The organism is Streptomyces sp. NBC_00353, assembly GCF_036108815.1.
GTDB lineage: Bacteria > Actinomycetota > Actinomycetes > Streptomycetales > Streptomycetaceae > Streptomyces.
Genome location: NZ_CP107985.1, coordinates 2,388,995 through 2,411,404, shown reverse-complemented (window position 1 = coordinate 2,411,404; position 22,410 = coordinate 2,388,995). Strand labels below are relative to the sequence as shown.

General features: G+C 68.1%; 16 protein-coding genes and 2 pseudogenes. 13 read left to right on the top strand and 5 right to left on the bottom strand.

The features are described from left to right. Positions 1 to 24: 24 nt before the first annotated feature. Positions 25 to 498, bottom strand: coding sequence for a hypothetical protein (locus tag OHA88_RS11230; RefSeq protein WP_328625369.1), 474 nt, complete (start codon positions 496 to 498; stop codon positions 25 to 27). 731 nt (positions 499 to 1,229) lie between these two features. Between OHA88_RS11230 and OHA88_RS11225 the strand changes: the two genes are divergently transcribed. Both OHA88_RS11225 and OHA88_RS11220 read left to right on the top strand, forming a co-directional pair. Next, positions 1,230 to 2,192: a hypothetical protein gene (locus tag OHA88_RS11225; RefSeq protein ID WP_328625368.1), complete on the top strand. Its 963-nt coding sequence runs from the start codon at positions 1,230 to 1,232 to the stop codon at positions 2,190 to 2,192. Positions 2,193 to 2,251: 59 nt separating this feature from the next. Continuing rightward, positions 2,252 to 4,369, top strand: a complete 2,118-nt coding sequence (locus tag OHA88_RS11220; RefSeq protein ID WP_328625367.1) for a PQQ-dependent sugar dehydrogenase — start codon at positions 2,252 to 2,254, stop codon at positions 4,367 to 4,369. A gap of 95 nt (positions 4,370 to 4,464) precedes the next feature. Here OHA88_RS11220 and OHA88_RS11215 read toward each other — a convergent pair whose 3' ends face one another. Next, positions 4,465 to 5,625 carry an ATP-grasp domain-containing protein gene (locus OHA88_RS11215; RefSeq protein ID WP_328625366.1) on the bottom strand — a complete coding sequence of 387 codons (1,161 nt, stop codon included), beginning with the start codon at positions 5,623 to 5,625 and terminating at the stop codon, positions 4,465 to 4,467. A gap of 400 nt (positions 5,626 to 6,025) precedes the next feature. Here OHA88_RS11215 and OHA88_RS11210 point away from each other — a divergent pair, with 400 nt between their 5' ends. From OHA88_RS11210 to OHA88_RS11180, 8 genes and pseudogenes are all read left to right on the top strand, one after another. Then, positions 6,026 to 7,018 carry an alpha/beta fold hydrolase gene (locus OHA88_RS11210; protein ID WP_266999883.1) on the top strand — a complete coding sequence of 331 codons (993 nt, stop codon included), beginning with the start codon at positions 6,026 to 6,028 and terminating at the stop codon, positions 7,016 to 7,018. 502 nt (positions 7,019 to 7,520) lie between these two features. Further along, positions 7,521 to 8,837 (top strand): epoxide hydrolase family protein, encoded by a 1,317-nt coding sequence (locus tag OHA88_RS11205; RefSeq protein ID WP_328625365.1) that lies wholly within the window; start codon positions 7,521 to 7,523, stop codon positions 8,835 to 8,837. 1,446 nt (positions 8,838 to 10,283) lie between these two features. Then, positions 10,284 to 10,646, top strand: a pseudogene (locus tag OHA88_RS11200) (IS110 family transposase); the annotation flags it as partial. A 143-nt stretch (positions 10,647 to 10,789) separates the two neighbouring features. Then, a pseudogene (locus OHA88_RS44575) lies at positions 10,790 to 11,229 on the top strand (ATP-binding protein). A gap of 512 nt (positions 11,230 to 11,741) precedes the next feature. Further along, a complete protein-coding gene (locus OHA88_RS11195) occupies positions 11,742 to 13,001 on the top strand; it encodes an esterase/lipase family protein (RefSeq protein WP_328625364.1) in 1,260 nt (419 codons plus the stop codon). A gap of 23 nt (positions 13,002 to 13,024) precedes the next feature. Next, a complete protein-coding gene (locus tag OHA88_RS11190) occupies positions 13,025 to 14,086 on the top strand; it encodes an alpha/beta hydrolase (protein WP_328625363.1) in 1,062 nt (353 codons plus the stop codon). Between the two features lie 130 nt (positions 14,087 to 14,216). After that, complete coding sequence (locus OHA88_RS11185) at positions 14,217 to 14,468, top strand: 5-methylcytosine restriction system specificity protein McrC (RefSeq protein WP_328629655.1); 252 nt, start codon at positions 14,217 to 14,219, stop codon at positions 14,466 to 14,468. A gap of 163 nt (positions 14,469 to 14,631) precedes the next feature. Next, positions 14,632 to 15,144, top strand: a complete 513-nt coding sequence (locus OHA88_RS11180; RefSeq protein WP_328625362.1) for a hypothetical protein — start codon at positions 14,632 to 14,634, stop codon at positions 15,142 to 15,144. Between the two features lie 169 nt (positions 15,145 to 15,313). Here OHA88_RS11180 and OHA88_RS11175 read toward each other — a convergent pair whose 3' ends face one another. Next, complete coding sequence (locus tag OHA88_RS11175) at positions 15,314 to 15,778, bottom strand: ATP-binding protein (RefSeq protein ID WP_328625361.1); 465 nt, start codon at positions 15,776 to 15,778, stop codon at positions 15,314 to 15,316. Positions 15,779 to 15,944: 166 nt separating this feature from the next. On the opposite strand from OHA88_RS11175, the gene OHA88_RS11170 reads away from it, so the two are divergent. Continuing rightward, on the top strand, positions 15,945 to 16,799 hold the full coding sequence (locus OHA88_RS11170; protein ID WP_328629654.1) for a helix-turn-helix domain-containing protein: 855 nt from the start codon (positions 15,945 to 15,947) through the stop codon (positions 16,797 to 16,799). Then, positions 16,796 to 17,008 carry a DUF397 domain-containing protein gene (locus OHA88_RS11165; RefSeq protein ID WP_328625360.1) on the top strand — a complete coding sequence of 71 codons (213 nt, stop codon included), beginning with the start codon at positions 16,796 to 16,798 and terminating at the stop codon, positions 17,006 to 17,008. The genes OHA88_RS11170 and OHA88_RS11165 overlap by 4 nt, the downstream gene beginning before the upstream one ends. A 92-nt stretch (positions 17,009 to 17,100) precedes the next feature. Here the strand turns inward: OHA88_RS11165 and OHA88_RS11160 are convergent, their stop codons facing one another. Further along, entirely contained in the window at positions 17,101 to 17,274 is a 174-nt protein-coding gene (locus tag OHA88_RS11160) for a hypothetical protein (protein WP_328625359.1), read from the bottom strand. 210 nt (positions 17,275 to 17,484) lie between these two features. On the opposite strand from OHA88_RS11160, the gene OHA88_RS11155 reads away from it, so the two are divergent. After that, entirely contained in the window at positions 17,485 to 19,527 is a 2,043-nt protein-coding gene (locus OHA88_RS11155) for a hypothetical protein (RefSeq protein ID WP_328625358.1), read from the top strand. Positions 19,528 to 19,734: 207 nt separating this feature from the next. Here OHA88_RS11155 and OHA88_RS11150 read toward each other — a convergent pair whose 3' ends face one another. After that, entirely contained in the window at positions 19,735 to 22,407 is a 2,673-nt protein-coding gene (locus OHA88_RS11150) for a glycoside hydrolase family 31 protein (RefSeq protein ID WP_328625357.1), read from the bottom strand. Positions 22,408 to 22,410 lie beyond the last annotated feature (3 nt).

Here is a 22,410-nt window from a genome sequence, read left to right as displayed (position 1 = left end):
CACGATTCCCGGAAGGCGGCGACCTCAAGCAGCCATCGCCACCGCAGCCTTGCTGAGCGAGGCGTCTGGCGCGGGGGCCCGGTCCGCGAAGACGACAACCCGCAGTAGCGCGAACCGTCCGATCCCCGCCAGGGCGGACGCCGACAGATAGACCGTCTGCTCGACCAGGGCCGAGGGCTCGGACCGGACGGCGTACAGGCAGAACAGTGCCCCTGTCGTGAACGCGTAGCTCACGGCGACGGTCACCCCGGACTGAAGATGGACGCCCCACCCCTTCCGCCCGCTGCGGAAGGAGATCCGCCCGTGCAATTCGGTGGCGATGACCGTGGAGACGACGGTGACCAGCGCGTTGGCGACAGCCATCGGGATCCGGTCGTTGAGCAGTACGAGTACCCCGCTGGACGCCAGCCCGACACCGCCACCGCACACGACGAACCGCACGAAGGCCGCGACGAGCGGATGAGGAGTGCGCGTCTGCGGACGCGAAGGGGCGGTCACGAAGGGCCTCCGTAGGCTGGGTGGAACGATGTTTCGATTCCACCCCGGAACCTACGGACCGGGCGTCGTCCGAGCGACCGGGTTGATCCCCGACTTTGCTGGGGGGTAACCCCCAGCTGTCCCCTGGGGGAAGCCCCTGGGTATCCCCATCGAGCTGCCGCAGGGGGACTCCGGGGGGAGGCAGTGGCGGTCGCCGTCGTGGCGACGGAGGGGGAGTCCGTCCGCCGCTGCGGCGGTGCCCCCGGGTGCAGCGTGCGCGGACCCGTGACGATCGTGCAGTCCGCTCGGGTTCTGCAGGCGCGATGGCAGGTAAGGGCTGGTGCGAGGTCACAGGCGAGGGAGTGGCCGTGGTCGAGACCTCGGGCAACTGGCGGGTTTTCGCGACGACTTGAGGCCTCAGGGCGATGCCGTCCCGGCGGTGACCCGGCACCTGCGCGGCCGCCCACCGGACTGCTGCATGCACCGCCGTACCCGCCCGGACCTGGAGCGAGGTGCTCGTGGACCGCCGTGAGCCGAGGGCGTCTGCGCCCCGACGGGCCGCTTTCGGACTGCGTCCTTGTCCGCGAGGAGGTCCGCGCTGCCGCCGAAGGACGCCCAAGAAATTGGCGAGCACACGCCCATTGTCAGGCTCGCGGCGAAGGAGTTACATGTTCCCTGCACGCGGACGAAAGCGCTTTCTGTTGCCCGGGAGACCCCGGTCGACTGCCCCTTCGCTGCCGCTCGGAGGCTGTATGACACCGCCCCGCACCAGACGCTACTCACTCGCCGTCGCCGCGCTCGCCGCGACCGCCTCGCTCGCCGCCGCCACGATTCCGGCCCAGGCGGCCCGCCCCTCAACCCTCCACACTCCGCTGCGAGCCCAGGCCGTGGCGGCGTACGACTTCGGGCACCCGGACCCCGCCGACCCCGGTCGCGAGCGCGACATCGGACGCTCCGGCACCGCGCTCAGCCTGATCAACGGCGGTTCCGCGATGCGCGTGACCGACGAGGCTTACCCGGGCGCTTCGCCCGCCCTGCAGGTGCGCCAGCAGAACCCGGTCACTGCGGGCAACGACGACTGGAAGGCCGGGGCCTGGGACGCCGAGGGCATGTCGTCCCTCGACGCCTTCCGCAGTGCCCGTGGCGCCACCGTCATGGGCTGGTTCAAGATGACGGGCGACAATCCCGCCCTCAACTCCAACACGGCCTACCCGAGCGACCGCTACAACGCGATCGGGCTGGCCGGCGTACTCTCCGGAACCTCCGACGGTCACGCGGTGCGTGCACTGCTCGAACTCATCCAGGTCAACGGTGAGTTGAAACTGGTCGCGCTGGGAAGACGCCTGGACAGCGGCGCCTCCCAGACTTTCGCCGCCGCCGCACCCTGGGAAGAACTGCTGCCCCGCGGTGAATGGGTCCACCTGGCCGCGACGTTCGACTTCCGTGACGGCACCCTCGCCCTCTACCGCGACGGCAAGCCCCTGGACGGCTTCTACGTCACGCCGGGCGACCCCTGGGAACTCGCCACCACGCCGGCGCCCCACCGCGCCTCGCCCACCGATCCCCGCGGCATCAAGATCGGCGGCAGCTTCCCCCAGAACACCCGGGAGAACAACGCCTGTGACTGCCGCATGGACGACCTCCTGTTCCTGGACCGCCCGGTGCCGGCCGGAGCGGTGGCGGCGGAGTACCGGCGCATGACGCGGGGCTACTGACCTGTCTCGTCCCCGGATCGTCCTTTCCCTACTTGTCACGCCAGCTCGAAGGGACCCGCATGGCGTCACGACGTACATACCGAAGGCACTGGGCGGCCGTGGCCGTCAGCGCGGCCCTCGCCCTGGGCGGTCTCGCCGCGCCCTCCCATGCCGACGAGCCCGCCGCGGCGACAGCCGCCCTGACCGACCCCATTCCGCAGAAGCCCGTCCAGTCCAGGACGGGTCTCGTCCTGCAGGAGTTCGCACAGTTCCCCGAGTCGGAACCCGTGCCGGCGCCGACGGACCCGCGCCTGATGCGCCACGCCCGGATCAACACCATCAATGAACTCCCCGACGGCTCAGGCCGGATGGCGACCCCCGACCTCAACGGCACCCTGTACCTCACCGACCCCGGAACCGCGACGCGAACCTCCGGGGGCACCCCGCACCCCTACCTGGACGTCAAGGCGGCTTTCCCGCACTTCTTCTCGGGCCGCGGTCTCGGCCAGGGCTTCGGGTACGCCGCGTTCCACCCGGAGTTCGGATCGAACGGGCGCTTCTACACCATCCATACCGAGCTCGCCTCACAGGCCACCGAGACTCCCGATTACCGGCAGGCCGGCACCCTCACCTATCACGGCATCATCACCGAGTGGACCGCCGACGACCCCTCCGCGACCGTCTTCCACGGCACCCATCGCGAGGTGCTGCGCATCGGCTTCACCGGCCAGGTCCACGGCATTCAGCAGATCGACTTCAACCCGACGGCAAAGCCTCACGACGAGGACTACGGGCTCCTCTACCTCGCGGTGGGCGACGGAGGGCAGGGCGTCGGCAACAGCGAGCCGCAGAACCTGACGCTCCCGCACGGCAAACTTCTGCGGATCGACCCCGCGGGCCGTGACAGCGCCAACGGCCGGTACGGCATCCCCGCGTCCAACCCGTTCGTCGGCGAGCCCGGTGCGCTCGGGGAGATCTACGCCATAGGCATGCGGGACCCACACCGCTTCAGCTGGGACGCGGGCGGCAGCCACCGCATGTATCTCGGCCACATCGGCGAGCACGCCATCGAGTCGGTGTACGAGGTCAAGGCCGGTGACAACTTCGGCTGGAGCGAGCGCGAGGGCCCCTTCGTGTTCGACAAGAAGGCCACCGACCCGTGCGCCCGCATCCTTCCCCTCCCAGCCGACGACGCCCAGTACGGCTACACCTATCCGGTCGCCGCCTACGACCACGACCCGGGACCCGACTGGAACTGCCGGTCCGATGTGGGCCGCGCCATCGCCGGAGGCTCCGTCTACCGCGGCAAGGACGCGCCGGCGCTGCGCGGAAAGTACATCTTCGGTGACCTCGTGGACGGCCGGATCCTTGCCGCGGACACCCGCGACATGCACCGCGGAGGTGAACTCGCGCCGCTCGAACAGCTGATGCTCTTCGACAAGTCCACCGGGAAGACGGTCACCATGCGCGACCTCGCCGGTGACCAGCGTGTCGACCTGCGCTTCGGCTCCGACCGCAGCGGCGGCCTGTACATCGTCTCGAAGGCCAACGGCAAGGTCTGGAAGGTGACCGGGACCCGCACCTTCGCCGACTGCGAGGTGGGCAACACCCCCACCACCCACACCACGGGGCCCGACAACTGGGCGCCGGTCACCCCGGCCAAGTGGGCGTACACCACACGGGAGACGATCATGACCGAGCCGGGCGTCGCCCGCCCGGGACCGCGCCGCCCCTTCGAGTACGCCGTCCTGACCGCGGGCCCGCGCTACTCCTCCGTCACCGTCGAGGCGGAGGTGCGGATCGACACCCCCGTCGAGATCACCAACCGTGACGTCATCCTCATCTGGGACTATCAGTCGGACACCCGGTTCCAGTACGCACACCTGTCGAGCGACAACACCATCTACCCGCACAACGGTCTGTTCACCGTCAACGACGCCGACCGGCTGCGCATCGACGACCAGTGGAACGGAACCTACGGCGCACCTCCGGCGATCAAGGACGACGGATGGCACAAGGTGCGGCTCACCCACTGCGCCGACACCGGTGAGACCGCCGTCTACCTGGACGGCAGCCGCAACCCGCTGATCACGGCCACCGATCCGGTCTTCGCCTCGGGCCGGGTGGGCTTCGGATCCTTCGACAACGCGGGCCGCGTCCGTCACCTGAAGGTGACGGGCACCCGGGCCGACGACTGACCACGCGGGAGCGGGCCGAGACCGTGGGCCTGCTCCCGCACCGTCACGAAAGACCGAGGCTCAACGGCACACGCGGACAGGAGGTCAAGAGGGCCTCAGCTGATCGGCAACGCCGCGTCGGCATGCTCGGCCTCGGAGGGCGCGGGGGTGGGCGAGGTCGCCGGCGAGGGAGTGGGCATGGTCGGGGCTGTGGGCTGCAGCACCGGGGAGTCGGTCCGCTGCTGCGGCAGTGCTGTCGGCTGGAGCGGGCGCGGTCCCGCCACGACCGCGTAGTCAGGACCGAGGAACCGCGGCTCGAGGTCACCCGGTTCCTCGCCGAGTGCGAGCCGCACGGCGGCCCAGGGGGCGTTCAGCCCGCACTGGGAGAGCTGGTGGAGGCCGCCCGCGGGGCGGGTGTTGACGTCGAGCAGGACCGGTTCACCGTCGTACAGCCGGAATTGAATGTTCGTCAGGTGGTGCAGTCCGAAGGTCTCCGCGATGCGGCGGGCCGGTCCGGTCCATGAAGGGTCGAGCGTGAAGCCGCGCCGGCGTCCGTTCTTCGTGCGCCCCACGGCCATCCTGACCCGCCCGTCGGGGCCGGTGAGGCAGTCGACGGAGACTTCCGGCTCGTCCAGGCGCGGCATGAGGAGCCAGTCGACGCGGCGTTCGGTGCGGCGCAGCGCGTCGACGACCAGCGGCAGGGGGACGTATGGGCTCGGGAAGCCGCCGAGGTGGAGCAGCGAGAACGGGGTCCGCGTGATGATGCGGAAGCCGACACCGCCCGCCCCCGCCGCCGGTTTGAAGCACGCCTTGTGGCCCGCCTCCTCCAACGTCTCGACAGCGGTCAGGAGTTGCTCCTCCGTGCGCACCCGCCACCACGGCGGCACCGCCACACCGATCTCCTGCACCTTCTCGTACGCACGCGCCTTGTCCTGGAACGTGGTGACGGCCTCGGCGGGCGGCGTGAGCAGGGCGGTACCGAGCGCGGCGAACTCCTCGCGGTGCGCGGCCACGGTCGCCTGGTGGAGGACGGGGACGAACACGTCGATGGCATGCCGGGCGCACTGCGCCAGCGCGTATTCGAGGTACGCGGCGGGGGACAGGCCCTCCGGTTCGAGCGCCGCGGTGTCGGCGGCCGCGAGGACGGGCGAATCGGGGTCGCCGTGCGTGGCGTGGATCTCCACGGGACGGCGCTGGGGATTCTCCCGCAGCTGATCCATGAAGAACACGTTCTCCGCGTACGTGCGGTTGAGCCAGACGCGTACGGGAGAAGCCATTCAGGCCGCCTTCCAGGGGTCGCGGGCATGACGGCGCACGGCCGTGCCCGGTCAGGGAGAGGGAGAAGCACAAAACCGCGGCAGGTGAAGGGAAGCCGGCGGCGGGTGTGCTGGGGGTGATCATAGGGCGCGCAGAGCCACCCGACTGCTACGTCCGTGTTACGGAATTCGCGGGCACGTGGTTCCATGCCGATTCGCCGGGAGCCCTTCCACTTTCCGACCGGTCGAATTCGCCGAACGGACGCGCACTGCCTGAAACGTCCCGGAAATCCCCTGTGCGCCGGAGGCCCTACGCTCGAGGAGGAAGCGAGGAAACCGGGAGAAGCAGACGGGAGACGAGCCTGTGGTCGGCGCCCCAGAACCTGAACCGAGCCCGTCCCGAGCGGGCCGCCTGCGCTCGGTGTCGGGGCAGGACGTACCGCTGCGCCACCACGTGGTGCACGGCTACCGCCGCGCGTACCGGATCGCCGGAGAGGGTCCCGTGATCCTGCTCATCCACGGCATCGGCGACTCCTCCGCGACCTGGGCGGATCTGATCCCCGACCTGGCGCGCAGCTACACCGTCATCGCCCCAGACCTCCTGGGCCACGGGGCCTCCGACAAGCCGCGGGCCGACTACTCGGTGGCGGCATACGCGAACGGCATCCGTGACCTGCTGGGGGTGCTGGACATCGAGCGTGCCACCCTGGTCGGTCACTCGCTTGGCGGTGGCGTGGCCATGCAGTTCGCGTACCAATTCCCCGAGCGGACCGATCGCCTGATCCTGGTGAGCACGGGCGGTGTGGGGCGCGAGGTCAACCCTGTCCTGCGTGCGGTGTCGCTGCCGGGCGCAGACCTCATGCTGTCCGCGCTGAGACTGCCCGGCATGCGCAGCCAGGTCGACCTCTTCACCCGATTGACCAAGCTTCTCGACACCGACCTGGGCCAGGATGCCGCAGAGCTGCTCAACGTGGTGGATGCCCTTCCCGACGCCACGTCGCGCAGCGCGTTCATCAGCACCCTGCGGTCGGTGGTCGACTGGCAGGGCCAGGTGGTGACCATGCTCGACCGCTGCTACCTGGCGGAGGGCATGCCCACGCTGCTGCTGTGGGGATCGCGGGACAGCGTGGTGCCGGTCCGGCACGCGTACCGCGCGCACGCGGCGATGCCCGGCAGCCGCCTGGAGATCTTCCATGGTGCGGGCCACTTCCCCTTCCACAGCGACCCCGCACGCTTCCGCGCCCTGGTCGAGGACTTCGTGCGCACCACGGCCCCGGCCGACTGGAGCCAGGAACGGTGGCGGGAGCTGCTGCGGGTGGGGCGGCCCGCCAGCGCGGCGGGGGAGTTGGACTCCGCGTACCACCGCGCCGTGGAGCGCGATCTGCGCGAGGCGAGTGAGCGCAGCGCCACGTGAGGGGTGGCGGGCTCCGAGTGTCGGCGCCCCGCTCTCGTACCCGCTCGTGTGGTCGAAGAAGTCCCGTGAGGAAGGCGTCAGTTCCGCCAGTCGCATGTCCTGAACAGCCCGACCTCACGCATTCAAGTTCGGTAGCGGGCGAATCGGCCGCGGGTGATGCGGCGTTCGTCGCCCATGCGGCGCCGATCGCGTGAGTGCCGGCCGATGCGATCGGCGTGCCGTGGCGGGTGAGGGAGACGAACGGCGAGTCGGTCCACAGTTCGCCCGCCACTTCCAGGCCGCGCTGTCCGGCTCCGAGTTGCGAGTTCACATGAAGGTGAATAACGTGACATTCGGTCGCAATATCCAGAATGTGAACATTGACGTCTCAATGCCACCTGTTTCCGACTCGAATCCGGGTTGAATAGTTCCCCGGGTCACAGGGGGTTCCGCGTCGGTTTCGACTGCCGACGACGAGATATCTGGTCGCCCGAAAATGCGGAAATGGCCCAAGGAGATATTCATGCCCGAGACGTCCCAATGGCTCTCGCGACGAAAGTTGCTTCTCGCCTCGGCCGCTGCGACGACCGCGGCAACCACGGGGGCTTTCGGCCTGCTGTCCGAGAGGTCGGTCGACGTGAACGGAAGCGAGAGTATCCGGCCATTCCGCGTCGATGTTCCGGAGCGAGATCTCGCTGATCTTCGTCGGCGGATCATCTCGACGAGGTGGCCCGACCGGGAGACTGTCCGGGATCAGTCGCAGGGCGTCCAGTTGGCGACCATCAAAGAACTCGCACGCTACTGGGGTACGACCTACAACTGGCGGAGGATCGAGGCAAGGCTGAATTCCTTGCCGCAGTTCCTTACCAAGATCGATGGGCTCGACATTCATTTCATTCACGTCCGCTCCCGTCATTCGAACGCTCTGCCGATGATCTTGACTCACGGCTGGCCGGGATCCATTCTCGAATTCCTCAAAGTGATCGACCCGCTCACGAATCCGACCGCCCATGGTGGACGTGCGGACGACGCCTTTCACCTCGTCATACCATCGATGCCGGGTTACGGTTTTTCGCAGAGACCGACGACTACCGGGTGGGGTCCCGACCGCATTGCGCGCGCCTGGGCCGTACTGATGGAGCGTCTGGGATACAAGCACTACGTTTCCCAGGGCGGCGACTGGGGGGCGGTAATCTCGGACAAGATGGCGATACAGCAACCTGCGGGCTTGCTCGGTATCCACGTCAATTTTCCGGCCACTGTGCCTGCGGACATCGCGAAGAAACTCAACTGCGGCGACCCGGCTCCGGCCGGCCTGTCCGTCGAGGAGAAGCGGGCCTACAACAAACTTGCTGCTTTTTACAAGACGGGCTCAGGCTACTCCGCCATGATGGTAACCCGTCCCCAGACCGTGGGATACGGGTTGTCGGACTCGCCCGTTGGGCTGGCCGCCTGGATGTACGACAAGTTCGCCGCATGGACGTACAGCAACGGCCATCCCGAGCGAGTGCTCACCAAAGACGAGATGCTCGACGACATCACGCTCTACTGGGTCACAAATACCGCAGTTTCTTCCTCTCGCCTCTACTGGGAGAACAACGCCAATAATTTCAATGCCGTTTCGGTTTCCATCCCGGCCGCCGTCACGGTATTTCCTGGCGAGATCTACCAGGCGCCGCTGAGTTGGACGAAGCGTAGCTACCACGAGCTCATCTACTTCAACAAGGTCCACAACGGTGGTCACTTCGCCGCGTGGGAAGTGCCGGATATCTTCACCAACGAACTGAGGTCTGCATTCAGGTCACTACGCCCCGATGCACAGAGGTCGGTCGGGAAGTGACCTTCTGGTCGGATTCGATCCAGCTGTGCGTCGGTGGGTGCGGACCGGGGGGGGTATTCGCTCGTCTATCCAAGCTATTCCACGGTTCGGTTCCGGCCACGCCTTGGCGGGGCCTGCAGCGATTCCCGATGGAGTTGTCAAGCCCGGCCGGTGACTCGCTGCAAGTGGATCAGCCCCGCACGATGGGGCTCGACGACACGGTGATCAAGCGGCGGCGGCGAGGGCGATGACGGCCTGCCTGTGACTCTTCCCTTCAGCTCGTTTGCGCTCGTGGTACGCCTTCGAGGTGGGGCGGCATCGGGCTGCGACCACGGCGGACATGTAGAAAGACCCGCAGATGGCGTCCGCAGTAGCGGCCGTGGTCGGCGCATGTTCGCGCCGATGCGACCGGAATCCTTGGGGGCAGTGCACCGGCTCCGGCAGAGCGCAGACTCAGTGGTACTTGGGAGTGCCGGCACTTTCCACAGCTCTCGAGTACCACACGCGTCCGAGGTCTTGATGTAGGAGCCACCGGACCTCCCGTGGAGAGCTGGCTCCGGTCGCGGCGAACTGCTCGACATCAGCCTCTGCGGGAACGACCGCGACGCCCGCGTTCCTCATGGCTCGCTCTCGCCCAAGCACTCACCGCCTCCGTGGGGAGCCGAGGTCCCGCCGGCGCACGCATGCGAGCTGTTGAAATATTTCGACGCAACTACTTTTCCGGACCGTGGCCCTCCTCACAGCCAAAATAGTTTTCTGTTCAACTAACTCGGCGTAGTGTCGCAAGTGCCTGATCAAAGGCAGCCCGCGGCTCTGATCTTGCAGGTCACGGGGCAAGCAAGGAGGAAAGATCATGGGATACACGTTGGCGCGTAGGGCTGCTGTCGCAGTGGCCTCTGCAGCAATCGCGGCGGCAGGACTCCTCGCCACCGGCGGTTCCGCCTCGGCGGCGACTCCCGCGACTGGCGACCGGCCCGCCGTCGTTTCTCACTGGTCCGCAGACGCCCACCACGAGGGCTGGTCCGGTCGCTGGGGTGAGGGTTGGGGCGAGCACCACGGTGATGGTCGTGGTTATTGGGTACACCACCGAGATGGACATCGCTACTGGGTCCACCACCATGATGACCGCGGCCGTAACCAGGTAAGCGAAGACGATGCTCGTCGTCAGTGGGTCCTCGACCAGGTCCAGTGGCTCCGTGACCACGACGCACGTCGCTAATGAACTTGATCGAGTCCTACGTTGTTGGTGGGTCGGACGGGCCAGTCGTATGGTCCTGGGATCCAGAGGCGCCGGGTATGGCTCTGATTGGGTTGCCGTCGATGGTTCACGTCACCTGGCCGCCCGGCGCCTGACGACGAATCGGCCGCTGATCAGGAGCTGCGGGCCCCTGTGGGTGCATCGCTGAGTAGGACCACGCTGGCGAGGTCGTCCGGGAGAACGGGACACATCGAGCGAGCGGAGGAACCGTGGCCCTGATCTGGACGGGGACGGACATCGGCAAGACCCACCACCACTGCGCGGTCCTGGACAGTGACGGCAAGCGGCTGCTCTCGCGCCGGGTGCTGAACGACTGACCGGAACTACTGGCCCTGCTCACCGACGTGCTGACCGTGAGCGAGGACGTGGTTTGGGCGGTCGAAGTCGCCGACGGCATGGCCGCCTTGTGGACCAACATCCTGCTCAACCACGGCCAGCAGGTCGTCTACATACCTGGCCTCACGGTCAACCGGGCATCGGCCGGCTACCGGGGGATGGGCAAGACCGACGCCAAGGACGCAATGGTCACAGGCCGCGGCCGTTCTCGGCTTCCATGCGTTCCACTTCGGCCCCGGAGAGATGAAGGATCCCCTGCGGGCCGCGGTCCTCGACGTGGGATGGACAGGGCGTGGAGTGGTGTTGGAGTTCAAGCTCTGACCGGCCTGCGAGACACGGAGCTGGGCGGAGGACTCCAAGGCTACTGAGACCGTGTCCCATCCGGTGCAGCGGATCAGCCGTTCGCAGAACGCCGCAACTGGGTTTCACGCTGCGGCTCAGCAGCACCCGCCGCGGTGCACGACTCGCTCGTAATCTTGCCGTTCAGCAACTGACCGAGTGGCGTGGAGTCCCACACGACTCGGCTGCCGCGCAGGCCGTCGCACTTGTCACGGCAGAGCTCGCGTCCAACGCGATCACCCATGAACGCCTGCCGGGTCGAGACTTCCGGCTGGCGCTGCGGTTGTTGCCCGAGACCGTCCGTATCGAGGTCACCGACACCCGCCCCGAGCGCCTCCCCCGGCTACAGCTCCGAAGTCTTGCGGTCCGGAGGACGAGACCGGGCGCGGTCTGCTGCTCGTCGAGGCGTACGCGAGACGCTGGGGATGCGCGGTTCTCGATGTCTGCACCAAGTGCGTGTGGGCCGAAGTGCACTGTTGAGGGCGCAGGCAGGGGGCTGTGCTTGCCCACGTCAGGCCGGGTCAGGGGGACTTGAGCATGCCGCGAAGTCCGGCAACGAGACCGCGTACATCACGTTAGGCGACGGGTGTGGTGACGTGGCCGCGACGACGCGTCGCAAGCCGATCACGATTGGTCGTACTTGCTCGCCGTTACGGGTCGGGGAGGTCAGGGGGGTTTCCCACCCCCTATGACCCCGCCGGTCAAAGAAGGCACTCGGATCCCGGTGCCCGGGTCTCGCCGCTCATGTCCCGGCGCCCGGATTCCGAAGCTCAGGACTCGGCCGAAGATCCTGGGACCTACCCACGAAAGAATGACGAGGGCGGTGCCGTAACTCGGGCCTCGAAACCCGGGTTTCGGGACCCAGCACATGGCGGCACGACACACTCCTTTGGCCCGCACCTATGGCTGCCCGCCCCATGGGAAGGTCCCCCGCACCGTCCTACCGTGACGGACTCGAACCGCCGAGTCCGCCCCCGGACGGGAGAGCCGCGATGCGCAGAGCAACGAGCACTTTGCTCGGCCTGCTTCTCACACTGCTGAGCCTCGGAGCAGCCACCACACCGGCCCACGCCGCCCCACCCAGCTACCTCACCCTCGAAGCCACCTACACCAGCGTCGCCAATGGCTGGGACCGCGTCGACCGCTACCTCGACACCACCAGCGGCTTCCATGCCGAGCAGTACCCCCAGGACGGTCGTGGCGACCAGGACGGTCAGCGACGCACCTTCTTCGGCGGCGTCAAGCAGCCCTACTCAGGCCGCTTCCTCCTCTACTCCGCCCCCGGCTGGAACAGCGGCAGTCGCCAGACCCCAGTCCTCCTCGTCCACGGCGCCAACGACAACGCTGACCGCGCCTGGGCGAACCCCGGCGAAGCCGGTGGCTACGGCTGCGGTACGGCCTCCTGCCCCAGCACCGGACTCATGCAGTACCTCGCCGCCCGCGGCTACCGCGTCTTCGCCGTCAACTTCGCCCACAAGCAAGGCGACAACCTGATGCAGGCCCAGCAGGTCGGCGACGCCATCGCCGCCATCAAGGACCGGCTCGGCGTCAGCCAGGTAGACCTCGTCGGCTGGAGCAAGGGGGAGATGTCGACACGAGCCTACGTCTCCTCACTGCGCCCCACCTGGGGACGCCCCTACGCCGGAGACGTACGCCGCCTCATCACCCTCGGCGGCCCCAACGGCGGCTACGACTACCCCTACGCCCACGGCTGGGCCCACGACTTCAGCATCTGGCCCCAGTGCGGCGGCAGCGTCAACGCACCCTCGCCCCACCTCTACATGACCTGCTACGGCACCTACACCGCCCACCCCGAATTCGCCTTCGCCCCCACCGACGGCTACGACGTCTACCCTGGACAGCGTCAGATGCTCGCCCGCTGGGACGCCACCTACGGCATCGACACAACCCAACAGGACTGGTACACCACCTACCACGGTGGCCAGGGCTTCTACACCTCCGGCAGCGGCATCCAGACCGCAATCGACGCCGGCTCCCTGATCACCCCCCTCCACAAGGCAGGCATCCCCGGCACCGTCGCCACCTACCTTCTCGCCGGTGGATCCCCCAACGTCCTCGGCATCTACAACGAGAACCGCGGCCCCAGCGACGGTGTGGTCTTCGTGAACAGTGCCCTCGACCGCACCGGCATCGCCAACGTTGCCGGCACCGCCCTCATCACCACCGCCAACCACCTCCAACTCGGCTGGCACTCCTCCGCCAGCGCCCAGATCGCCGCCTGGCTCGGCTGACCCGCCACTCCCAAGGACGGACCATGACCTCGCCCGCACTTCTCCCCGGCATCCGCGCTCGACGGATCACCACCCCCCGGCTCACCCTCAACCTCCTCGAACTCCCCGACCGGACCGGCGAACCCGTCCTCTTCGTCCACGGCAACGTCTCCGCCGCCACCTTCTGGCAACAGACCATGCTCGACCTGCCCCACCCCTACCGCCCCCTTGCCGTAGACCTCCGCGGCTTCGGCGACACCGACGCCCTCCCCGTCGACGCCACCCGCGGCGTCCGGGATTTCAGCGACGACCTCACTGCCCTTTGTGACACTCTCGCGCTCGACCGCGTCCACCTCGTCGGCTGGAGCATGGGCGGCGGCATCGCTCTCCAACACCTCCGCGATCAACCCGCTGCCGTCCGCAGCCTCACCCTCGTCAACCCCGTTTCCCCGTACGGCTTCGGCGGCACCCACGGCCCCGACGGCCGGCTCAACCACCCCGACGGCGCCGGCTCCGGCGCAGGCACCGTCAACCCCGAATTCGTCCAGCGTCTCAAAGACGGCGACCGCAGCGAGGACTCACCGCTCTCACCTCGCGCCGTCCTTGCCTCCAGCTACGTCAAACCGCCGCTCCGCCCCGCCCTTGAGGATGCCTTCGTCGACGCCATGCTCTCCACCCGCACCGGCGACGACCACTACCCCGGCGACACCCGTCCCAGCGACCAATGGCCCGGCACCGCCCCCGGCCCCCGAGGTGTCCTCAACGCCATGGCCCCCACCCACTTCCGCATCGACGACCTGCACCGGATCGATCCCAAACCGCCCATCGGCTGGATCCGCGGCACCGACGACCTCATCGTCTCCGACACCTCCCTCTTCGACCTCGCCCACCTCGGTGCACTCGGCGCCGTCCCCGGCTGGCCCGGCGCCGAGCACTGCCCCGCCCAGCCCATGGTCGCCCAGACCCGCCACGCACTCGATCGCTACGCCGCCACCGGCGGCCCCGTTCGCGAGACCGCCATCCCGGACGCCGGCCACGCCGTACACATTGACAAACCCAAGGAGTTCACCGCCGCCCTCCTGGACACCCTCACCGCGGGCCGGTGAAGCGGCCGGGCCGTCCACCCCGTACGGACCCCGTACGGTCCTCTGTCGACGTCGAGGTCATTAAGCGCCATCCCGGCGCCAAGGGTTCTGGCCGGTACCCGAGCGCCGGCGGTCGAGCAGACCTGGGCTCATCCGCGGCCAGGCGCTGCCCGTCTGGCACCCCACCCGTCTCAACTCCTGCTACCACCACGCCCTCCACCTGGCCGGCGTCGTGCTCGACGGGGCTTCACCCGAGCATCAGGCCGGTGGGCTGCGCATCGACGGCTATCTGTTCAACATGAACAAGCTCTTTGTGCCACGCCGCGCGCCTACGCCGCGGTCCGTGTTGCCACGTCCTGCTCGCCAGGTACTGGGACCCACACGCCGGGCAGCGCCGTACTGACCGGTGATCAGCTGCGTGGCTACCAGAAGGGACATGCTTTTCCGAGTGCCCGGCGGCAGTGTCGGCGGCCACCGCGTCGAACGACCGGGGGTGGTGCGGTGCTTGCGGCGCAGTCGGACCGGGGATTTTGCGTCGAGTAGCCGGACATTCCTAGATTGATCTGATGGGCATCTTTGACAGACTGACCGGCACCAAGCGCCCCAGCAGTGGTGTCGCACCGCGTTCCGCCGAGGAAGTCCGGGCCGCGCTGCTCGCGATCAACGGCCCGGACGTGCCGTACCGCGTGCGCAATGCCACCCCCAAGGAGGGTGACGGCCTGGTGGCGGAGTGGCGGATCCTGGAACCTGCCCTGCGCACGTTCTTCGTCCGAACCGGGCTGGACCGGACCATCAAGACCCGGATGCGCCTGATCCCGGAGAAGCACGAAGTCCGTACCTTCGACGAGCAGTGGGAGGTCACGTGGGTCGGGGACACGCCCAGCCTGCGGACGTCGCGCGAGTACTCCCGTGGACAGGTGACCGCAGTTTCCCGGAAGTGGGAGGTCGAGCGGGGAGCCGACGGCCGCCTGCACAAGACGGAGGTGTTCCGCTTCGACCCCGGAGAGATGAAGGATCCCCTGCGGGCCGCGGTCCTCGACGCGGGATGGACATGGCGCGGAGTGGTGTTCAAGCTGTGACCCGCCTGCGCCATGTGGAGCAGCGGATCAACCGTTCGCAGCACGCCGCAACTGGGGTACTCCTGCGGAGCTGCCGGCCGGGTCGTGTCGATCACCTGGCGGTGATCGGCGGCGCTGGGGGAGGGGTTCCGGGCCGGTGGGGTGGGGCGGTCGCGCGGTGGATGTGCGATTACGACAGGTCCACGTCCAGAACGGCCCACACCGTTTTGCCGGGCCCGTCGATGCACGGATACCAGCCCCAGCGGTCGGTGAGTGCGGCCACCAGGAGGAGGCCGCGGCGTCCGTCCAGTTCGTTGGACGGTTCGGCCAGGGCCGGAACGCTCTTGCCGCGTGAGTCGGTGACCTCCACGCGCAGAGTCGTGCGCTCGGCCGAGAGCCGGAGGCGGAAGTCGCGGCCGGGTACGCGCCCGTGGCGTACGGCGTTCGCGCTGAGCTCCGCCACGATAAGCGTCAGCACGTCGTGGGCGTCGCTGCCGTAAGGGATTCCCCAGGCGTCGAGGCGTTCCCCGGCCAGGCGTCGGGCGAGACGGGCACCGCGTGGGGTGGAACTGAAACGCATCGTGAAGTGCTGCCAGGGGAACCGGGGTTGGCCGGTGCGGGTGAGACGTACGGGGAGTGGCTGCTTGCTCGTCATGTCCTCACGGTGACGTTCAGTGGCGTAGCGTGACCAGGAGTGACGCGCCGTCGGGTGTTGGTTGTACGCGACGGCGTGCGGTGTGTACGAGGCGCGCCGCGTGACGAAGTTCGGGGCGCGGCGTTGGGCCGGTGAGGTGGTGGGGCCGATGGACTCTTCGGAGCCGATGGAACAGGGCGAGCACGGCGTACGGGATGACGCCGGGACCCGGCCGGAGGACGAACCGGGATCGGGCGTGGTGGCCGCGTTCGGGAAGCAGTTGAAGCTGCTGCGGATTCGAGCGGGGCTGGAGCGGTCCGAGTTCGGGAAGCTCGTGGGCTACGCGGGGCAGTCGGTCGCGTCCTTCGAGCAGGGGAGGCGTATCCCGCCGCCGAGGTTCATCGACCGGGCGGACGAGGTACTGGATGCCGGGGGCGTTCTCAAGGCGCTGAAGGAGGAGGTGGCGCGGGCGCAGTACCCGGCCTTCTTCCGGGACATGGCGCGCCTGGAGGCGGAGGCGGTCGAGCTGTGCGCCTATGACACGCACGTCGTCAAGGGGCTGTTGCAGACGGAGGAATACACGCGGGCATTGCTCGCCATGCGGCGCCCGCTGCTGGACGAGGAGACGATTGAGCTGCGAGTGTCAGCCCGTCTCGCTCGACAGGAAATCTTCAATCGCTGGCCCGCGCCACTGCTCAGCTTCGTGCTTGAAGAGACCGTTCTGCGTAGGCCACTTGGCGGGAGATCGGTGTTGCGAGGGCAGCTCGAACAACTGCTGCTCATCGGTCAGAAGCGCAATGTCGAGATCCAGGTCATGCCCCTCGACCGTGAGGACAACGCGGGTGTGGACGGCCCATTCACCGTCATCACGCGCAAGGGTGGCGAGCAGCTCACGTACATGGAGGTCCAAGGGCGAAGTAGCCTGCTGACGGATCGTGAAGAGGTCCGTCTCGCCGCTGCGCGCTATGGGATCATCCGGTCCCAGGCTCTCACTCCGCGCGAGACCCAGGGATTCGTCGAGAAGTTGCTGGGAGAGCTATGAACACAGCAGAGACTTCGGTCGCAGCTCGGGAACTTGCCTGGTTCAAGAGCAGCTACAGCGGCGCCGAAGGGGGCGACTGCGTGGAGGTGGCCAACGCCACCGGAGCCGTACACATCCGGGACTCAAAGGTCACCGCCGGACCGGTCCTGACCGTCTCCCCCCATGCATGGTGCGGGTTCGTCGGCTTGGCCGCCGACCGGTCGTCCTGAGTCCTGTCGCAACTCCGTGGGACCTGCCGCTCACCGCCGTGACAGGTCCCACGCGTATGTCCGGCCCCAGGACGTCAGGCCGCGTCGTCCCCTCACTCGTCACGGCGGAGTATCCGCCACACGGCGCGGCAGGCGCTGCGGTTGAGGGAGGGCTGGAGGCCCTTGGCCAGGCGAAACCGCTGCGCGTCGTTCTGGTCACAGCGGTAGTAGGTGTCGACGAGGTTGCTTCCCTCGTCGATCCGGGTCTCACCGATGAGGGTGAGCAACTCATAGATATCCAGGACGAGTTAGGCCTGATGGCCGTGTGGCCTCACCTCGCAATTACCGCGTGGGTGGCACATCGAACGCCGTCGCCGGTATGACCGGATCGGCCAGCCGGGCTTCTCCACAGGTAACTTGCAATTTCTTCACATTGTCTGACACCATCCCGCATCCGGCGTGCATTGAGCCGTCGCTGAGCTGGGGGGACCAGCCACGTGCAGATACGTACCTGCCTTCGTCGTGCCCTTACTGCCGTACTCGCGCTACTCATCGCGTCGGCCGCCCTCTGGGTTGGCGCGCCGCCCGCGGCCGCGCACCGGGACGGGTGCCACCGCTGGCACTCCTGTCCGTCCGACACCGGGTCCTACATCTGTGGGGACCTCGGGTACTTCACCTATTGCGGCTACAGCTCTCTGCCGAGCTCCGGCTCCGGCTCCGGAGCCGAAGACGAAGAAGCCGACGACATCGAGGCGCCGGACCGGCCGAGGACCAAGAGCGCGAAGGCCGTGGCCGGTGGCCGCGTCACTGTCATCGTGACCGCCGAGAAGGGATCGCGGATCGAGGTGCGGGACGCCGAGGACTCGGTCGTGAGCAGAGCCACGGCCACCGGCTCCGCGCAGACGGTCACCTTCAAAGCGAAGGACGGTGACCACACCTACTCGGTCGTGGCCGTCGATTCGGCCGACAACGCGAGCGAGGCGAGCGAGGAATTCTCCGTAACCGTCGACGCGAGCCGGCCCGAGGCGGGCAAGCCGGTCGTGACTGCGGCCGACGCGGTGACGGGCGCGGTCCAGGTCTCCTTCGAGGCCGAAGCGGGTGCACGGTACGAAGTGACTGTCGAGGGCCGCAAGGAACAGCTCAGCGGCACGGTCGGTGACGACGGCATGGTGCGGGACTCGCTCTGGCTCCCCAACGGTTCGTACCGGCTCACTGCCGTGGTGCGGGACGAGGTGGGCAACCGGACGCGTACCGAGGTCGCCGCCACCGTGTCGCTGGACACGCTCCGGCCCCAGGTGCGTGTCCAGCCTCCCGTCGGCGGAGGAACGACGCAGGTCGAAGTCACTGGGCCGCCCGGTGCAGCAGGCATCGTTTCCACCGGAGGCGAGTCCGAGCCCGTGCGGCTCGACAGCGACGGGCACGCCGCTGTGTCCATTTCGGTCGACGACGGTTCCCACCGTGTGCTGGTGAACCTGAATGACGCCTTCGGACGCTCGGGCGCCGGGAGCTCAGGCACCTTCACAGTGGACACCATTCCACCAGCACTGAGGCTTGTGTATGACGCCGAACGTGCCAAGTACGGCGACGTAGTCCTCACCGTGACCGGAGAGCGGGGCGCCCGCCTGGCGCTGTCCGGCGCGGGCGAGAAGCGGACCGTCACCCTGGGTGCGGAGCGCCGGACGTTCCGCTGGCACTCAGCGCCCGGCAACCACAGGCTGGTCGCCCGACTCATCGACGCCCACGGCAACATCAACCGCACGGAGCTCACTGTCCACGTCTCGGACGACTGGACTGCTGCACGCATCCGCAACGCCCTGCTGTGGGCGGCCGGCGTAGTGCTCGTCCTGGTTATCGGCGGGTTTCTGTTGTGGCGGCGGCGCAGAGCGGTCATCGCGTGGTGGGCCCGTCGGCGGGAGAACGCACGGATGGCCGCCGAGCAGCGTGCGGCTCGTGTCCGCGTGGCACGGCAGGAGGCCGATGCGCGCCGTCGCCGGGAAGCGCTCCGGCGTGCTCAGGAGGCATACGAGCGCGAACTGGCCGGCTGGCAGCGAACCCGGGACGGCCTCGCGGCCGACCATGATTTCGTACGTCAACTACGGGGCACGGAGTACAGCGCGGCGGACTTCCGCTGGGGTGCCCGCAAACGGGACGAGCGCGTGCTCCTGATCGCGTCCGCGTCGCTGGTGGAGGTCCGTACGCGACAGGGCGTGAGCCACACGGAGAACACGGGGGCGGGCGAGATCGCCGTCACCGACAAGCGTGTTCTCTTCGCGGGTGTGGCCGGCCGACGGGAGTGGGCCTACGGCAAGTGGCTCCACCATGAACATCATGAGGGCGCGGCCCAGACGCTGATCATGGTGAGCAACCGGCAGAAGACCTCCGGCGTTGCTTATGGCCACGGGGAGGCCCCCAAGGTGCGGCTGGCGATCGACCTGGCGCTGGCGCAGGCCCAGGGTCGTCATGGCGAGGTGGTCCACGGGGCCCGCGCAGCACTGGAGGCCCATGACCGGAAGCGGCCCACGGCGCCGACGGGGGACTGACGCGACAGCTGGGGGAAGATGGCGTCCCGCGTGTCCACCGGACTCGACGTTCGGCAGGACCAGGGCGGTGCCCCGGCGCGCGCCTCCCGCTGCTGAACGGCTCCGCAACGAAACAACTCCTGCCCCTGGTTCTTTGTGAGCCAGGGTGCTCGACTTCCCGGACGCGCGTCAGGGGCTGTCCGAAGACAGCCCCTGACCTCGTGCTTGCTACTTGCGCAGCTCGACTGTGAAGCCGCGCGCTGTCGAGACGGACGGCGTCTTGATCTCCGTGATCCCGGTCGCGGGGTCCGTGTACCAGCCGGACTCGGCCGAGGCGAGCGCTGTCGCGGAGTTGAGCCGCTGGAGGCGGCTGCCGTTCATGGCCACCTGTGACGGTGCGTCCTTGCCGTGCACGGTGAAGCGGTACGACCTGGCGGCCGGCTTCCCTTCGTAACTTCCCACGCTCGCGCCGACCTTGATGGTGGCGCTCGCCTTTCCGTGGGTGGGTGCCTGCACGCGTACCTGTTGCGTTGCCGAGGCGCCCTCGGTGAACTTCCGGGTCACGCCGTCGTCCTCGTACAGGGTGTACGTGCTCGTGCCCTGCGGGTACAGGTCGTAGTCCAGCTCGCTTCGGTCCCGGGTCTGCCAGGACGTCGTGCCCTTGGGCCACATCGGCACGATGGAGCCGCCCTTGACGAACAGGGGCAGGGTGTCGAGGGGGGCGTGGTAGCCGTTGACCGTGGTCGGGCCCTGGTAGGTCCTGCCCGTCCAGTAGTCGGTCCAGGTGCCCTTGGGCAGGTAGATGCCGTTACGGGTGTCGGAGTCCTCGTAGACCGGGGCGACCAGGAAGTCGGAGCCCGCCAGGTACTCGTACTTGGCGTTCGCGCCCAGGGTCTCGGGGTCGTCCGGGTACTCCAGCCACAGCGGGCGCACCGAGCCCACGCCGGTCTTCGCGGCCTCGGCGGACAGGGTGTACAGGTAGGGCAGCAGCCGCTCCCGCAGCTGGAGGTACTTGCGGTTGATGGAGGTGTACGGCTCGCCGTCCACCCACGGCTGCTGGTTGATCTTCTTCTTGGTCGTCAGGTCCGTCGCCCAGCCGTCCATCGTCATCAGGGCCGGGAGGAACGACTTGGCCTGCAGGTCGCGCGCGTACATCTTGGCGTCGTGGCGGTAGATGCTGCCGACGTCACCCGTGTTGTAGGCGATACCGGACATGGTGGCGCCGGCGTAGGTCGGGATCTGCCAGCGCACGAAGTCCCAGGAAAGGGACTGGTCGCCGCTCCACAGGACGCCGCAGCGCTGCGCGCCGGCCCAGGAGACGGGCAGCCAGACGAAGCCGCGGGCGTCGCTGTTGTCCTCGATGCCGGCCTTGGCGTCGTCGCAGGCATCCAGTGCCATGCCGTATCCCTGGCCGACCCAGGCGACGTCGAGCTTGGCGACCCGCTGGCCCGCCTTCACCTGGTCGGTGAGCTTGTCGAGGCCGTTCTGGGTCCAGAGTCCCAGCTGGGCGTTGTGGTCCTGGAGGCCCTTGGCGGTCTCCGGCAGGTTCTCGTAGCCGCAGCCGTAGCCGTCGTTGACGAGCATCCAGCCCAGCGGTATCTGGTTCTGCGTGTAGCCGTCGGCGACCTTGAGGGCGTCCAGGGTGTGGCGCTCGCCCTGGTTGGCGTTGTGCAGATAGCAGTCGGCGTCGCCCGGTTCCAGGCCGTACACCGGCGGCATGAACGGCTTGCCGACCAGGGCGGTGTACTTGCCGATCACCTTCTTCGCGTCACCGATGAAGTAGTACGCGTCGAGGCGCCGTTCCTGCTGGCCGGTCTGGACGGGGGAGCCGAAGTGGTAGACGCCGGGTGCGAAGGTGTTGCGGTAGACGCCGTAGCCCGCACTGGAGAGGTAGAAGGGCTGGGAGTTGTTGTAACCCCCTTCGTTCCAGTTGGTGTTGTTGGCCACGTAGACCGTCTTGTCGCGGTGCGAGAAGCTGCCGTTCTGCTCGCCGCCGCCGAAGAACTGCTCGTCCGTGCCGCGCTCAAGGCTCTGCCGCATACCGCCGGTGGACCAGCGCAGGGGCTTGTCCTCCTGCCAGATACGGGTGCGGTTGTCGGCCTTGTAGAGGCCGAAGCGCAGCGGCTTCTTGTAGACGCGCAGGACGGCGTCGGGGGAGCGGATGCCGTAGTAGTCGCCCTGGTCGAAGGTGCTGGTGTGCTTCTGTACCGCGGGCTGCTTGCGGATGATCGCCGAGCCGGCCGGGTCGGTGAACTCACCCGAGGGGGACGCCTGAAGGCGGAGCTGTCCACCCGTCAGGAAGTCGGCCCTCGCCTTGAGCTCTCCGGCCTCGATGGAGTAGCTGCCGTGGCCTCCGCTGAAGGAGGTCAGGTTCCCCGAGTCGGTGGTCTCCGGCAGATAGGCCTTGCCCGTGAACGAGTTGTCGGTGACGTCGTACGGCACGACGATCACGTGGTACGTCCCGTCGGCTCTGGGGATCACCGTGGCCTCGGGGTCGGCCGTGCCCGCGCTGGAGGCGACCTGCTTGCCGGCGGAGTCGTAGATGTACATGTCGAAGTCCTCGGCGGGCTTCTGCCACTCGATGGAGATCGGTACACCACCCTCCGGGTTGTCGTCCCAGTAGCCGTCGGGAGTCGACACGGTGAGGTCGAAGCGGTCGCAGACCTTGTTGTCCGGGTCCTCGGCAGCCGGCGGACAGTCGCTGGGGCCACCGACCGTCCCCTTGGGATAGACAGGGCTCTGCCACGTCACGCTCTTGTGGGCGTCATCGAGCACGGCGCTCGCGGGGGTCGCCGCGTGGGCGGGTTCGGCGGGGGCGCCGAGCAGAGCGGCGGCCAGGGCGGCCGCAAGTCCTGCCGCGGCCAGGGCCGGCCGGCGGGCCCGGTGGTGAAGTCTTCGCACGGG

Bases quoted from the DNA above. Each gene is read 5' to 3' on its own strand.
- OHA88_RS11225 (WP_328625368.1), top strand. From the start codon at position 1,230: ATGACACCGCCCCGCACCAGACGCTACTCACTCGCCGTCGCCGCGCTC.
- OHA88_RS11220 (WP_328625367.1), top strand. From the start codon at position 2,252: ATGGCGTCACGACGTACATACCGAAGGCACTGGGCGGCCGTGGCCGTC.
- OHA88_RS11215 (WP_328625366.1), bottom strand. From the start codon at position 5,625: ATGGCTTCTCCCGTACGCGTCTGGCTCAACCGCACGTACGCGGAGAAC.
- OHA88_RS11205 (WP_328625365.1), top strand. From the start codon at position 7,521: ATGCCCGAGACGTCCCAATGGCTCTCGCGACGAAAGTTGCTTCTCGCC.
- OHA88_RS11195 (WP_328625364.1), top strand. From the start codon at position 11,742: ATGCGCAGAGCAACGAGCACTTTGCTCGGCCTGCTTCTCACACTGCTG.
- OHA88_RS11190 (WP_328625363.1), top strand. From the start codon at position 13,025: ATGACCTCGCCCGCACTTCTCCCCGGCATCCGCGCTCGACGGATCACC.
- OHA88_RS11180 (WP_328625362.1), top strand. From the start codon at position 14,632: ATGGGCATCTTTGACAGACTGACCGGCACCAAGCGCCCCAGCAGTGGT.
- OHA88_RS11175 (WP_328625361.1), bottom strand. From the start codon at position 15,778: ATGACGAGCAAGCAGCCACTCCCCGTACGTCTCACCCGCACCGGCCAA.
- OHA88_RS11170 (WP_328629654.1), top strand. From the start codon at position 15,945: ATGGAACAGGGCGAGCACGGCGTACGGGATGACGCCGGGACCCGGCCG.
- OHA88_RS11165 (WP_328625360.1), top strand. From the start codon at position 16,796: ATGAACACAGCAGAGACTTCGGTCGCAGCTCGGGAACTTGCCTGGTTC.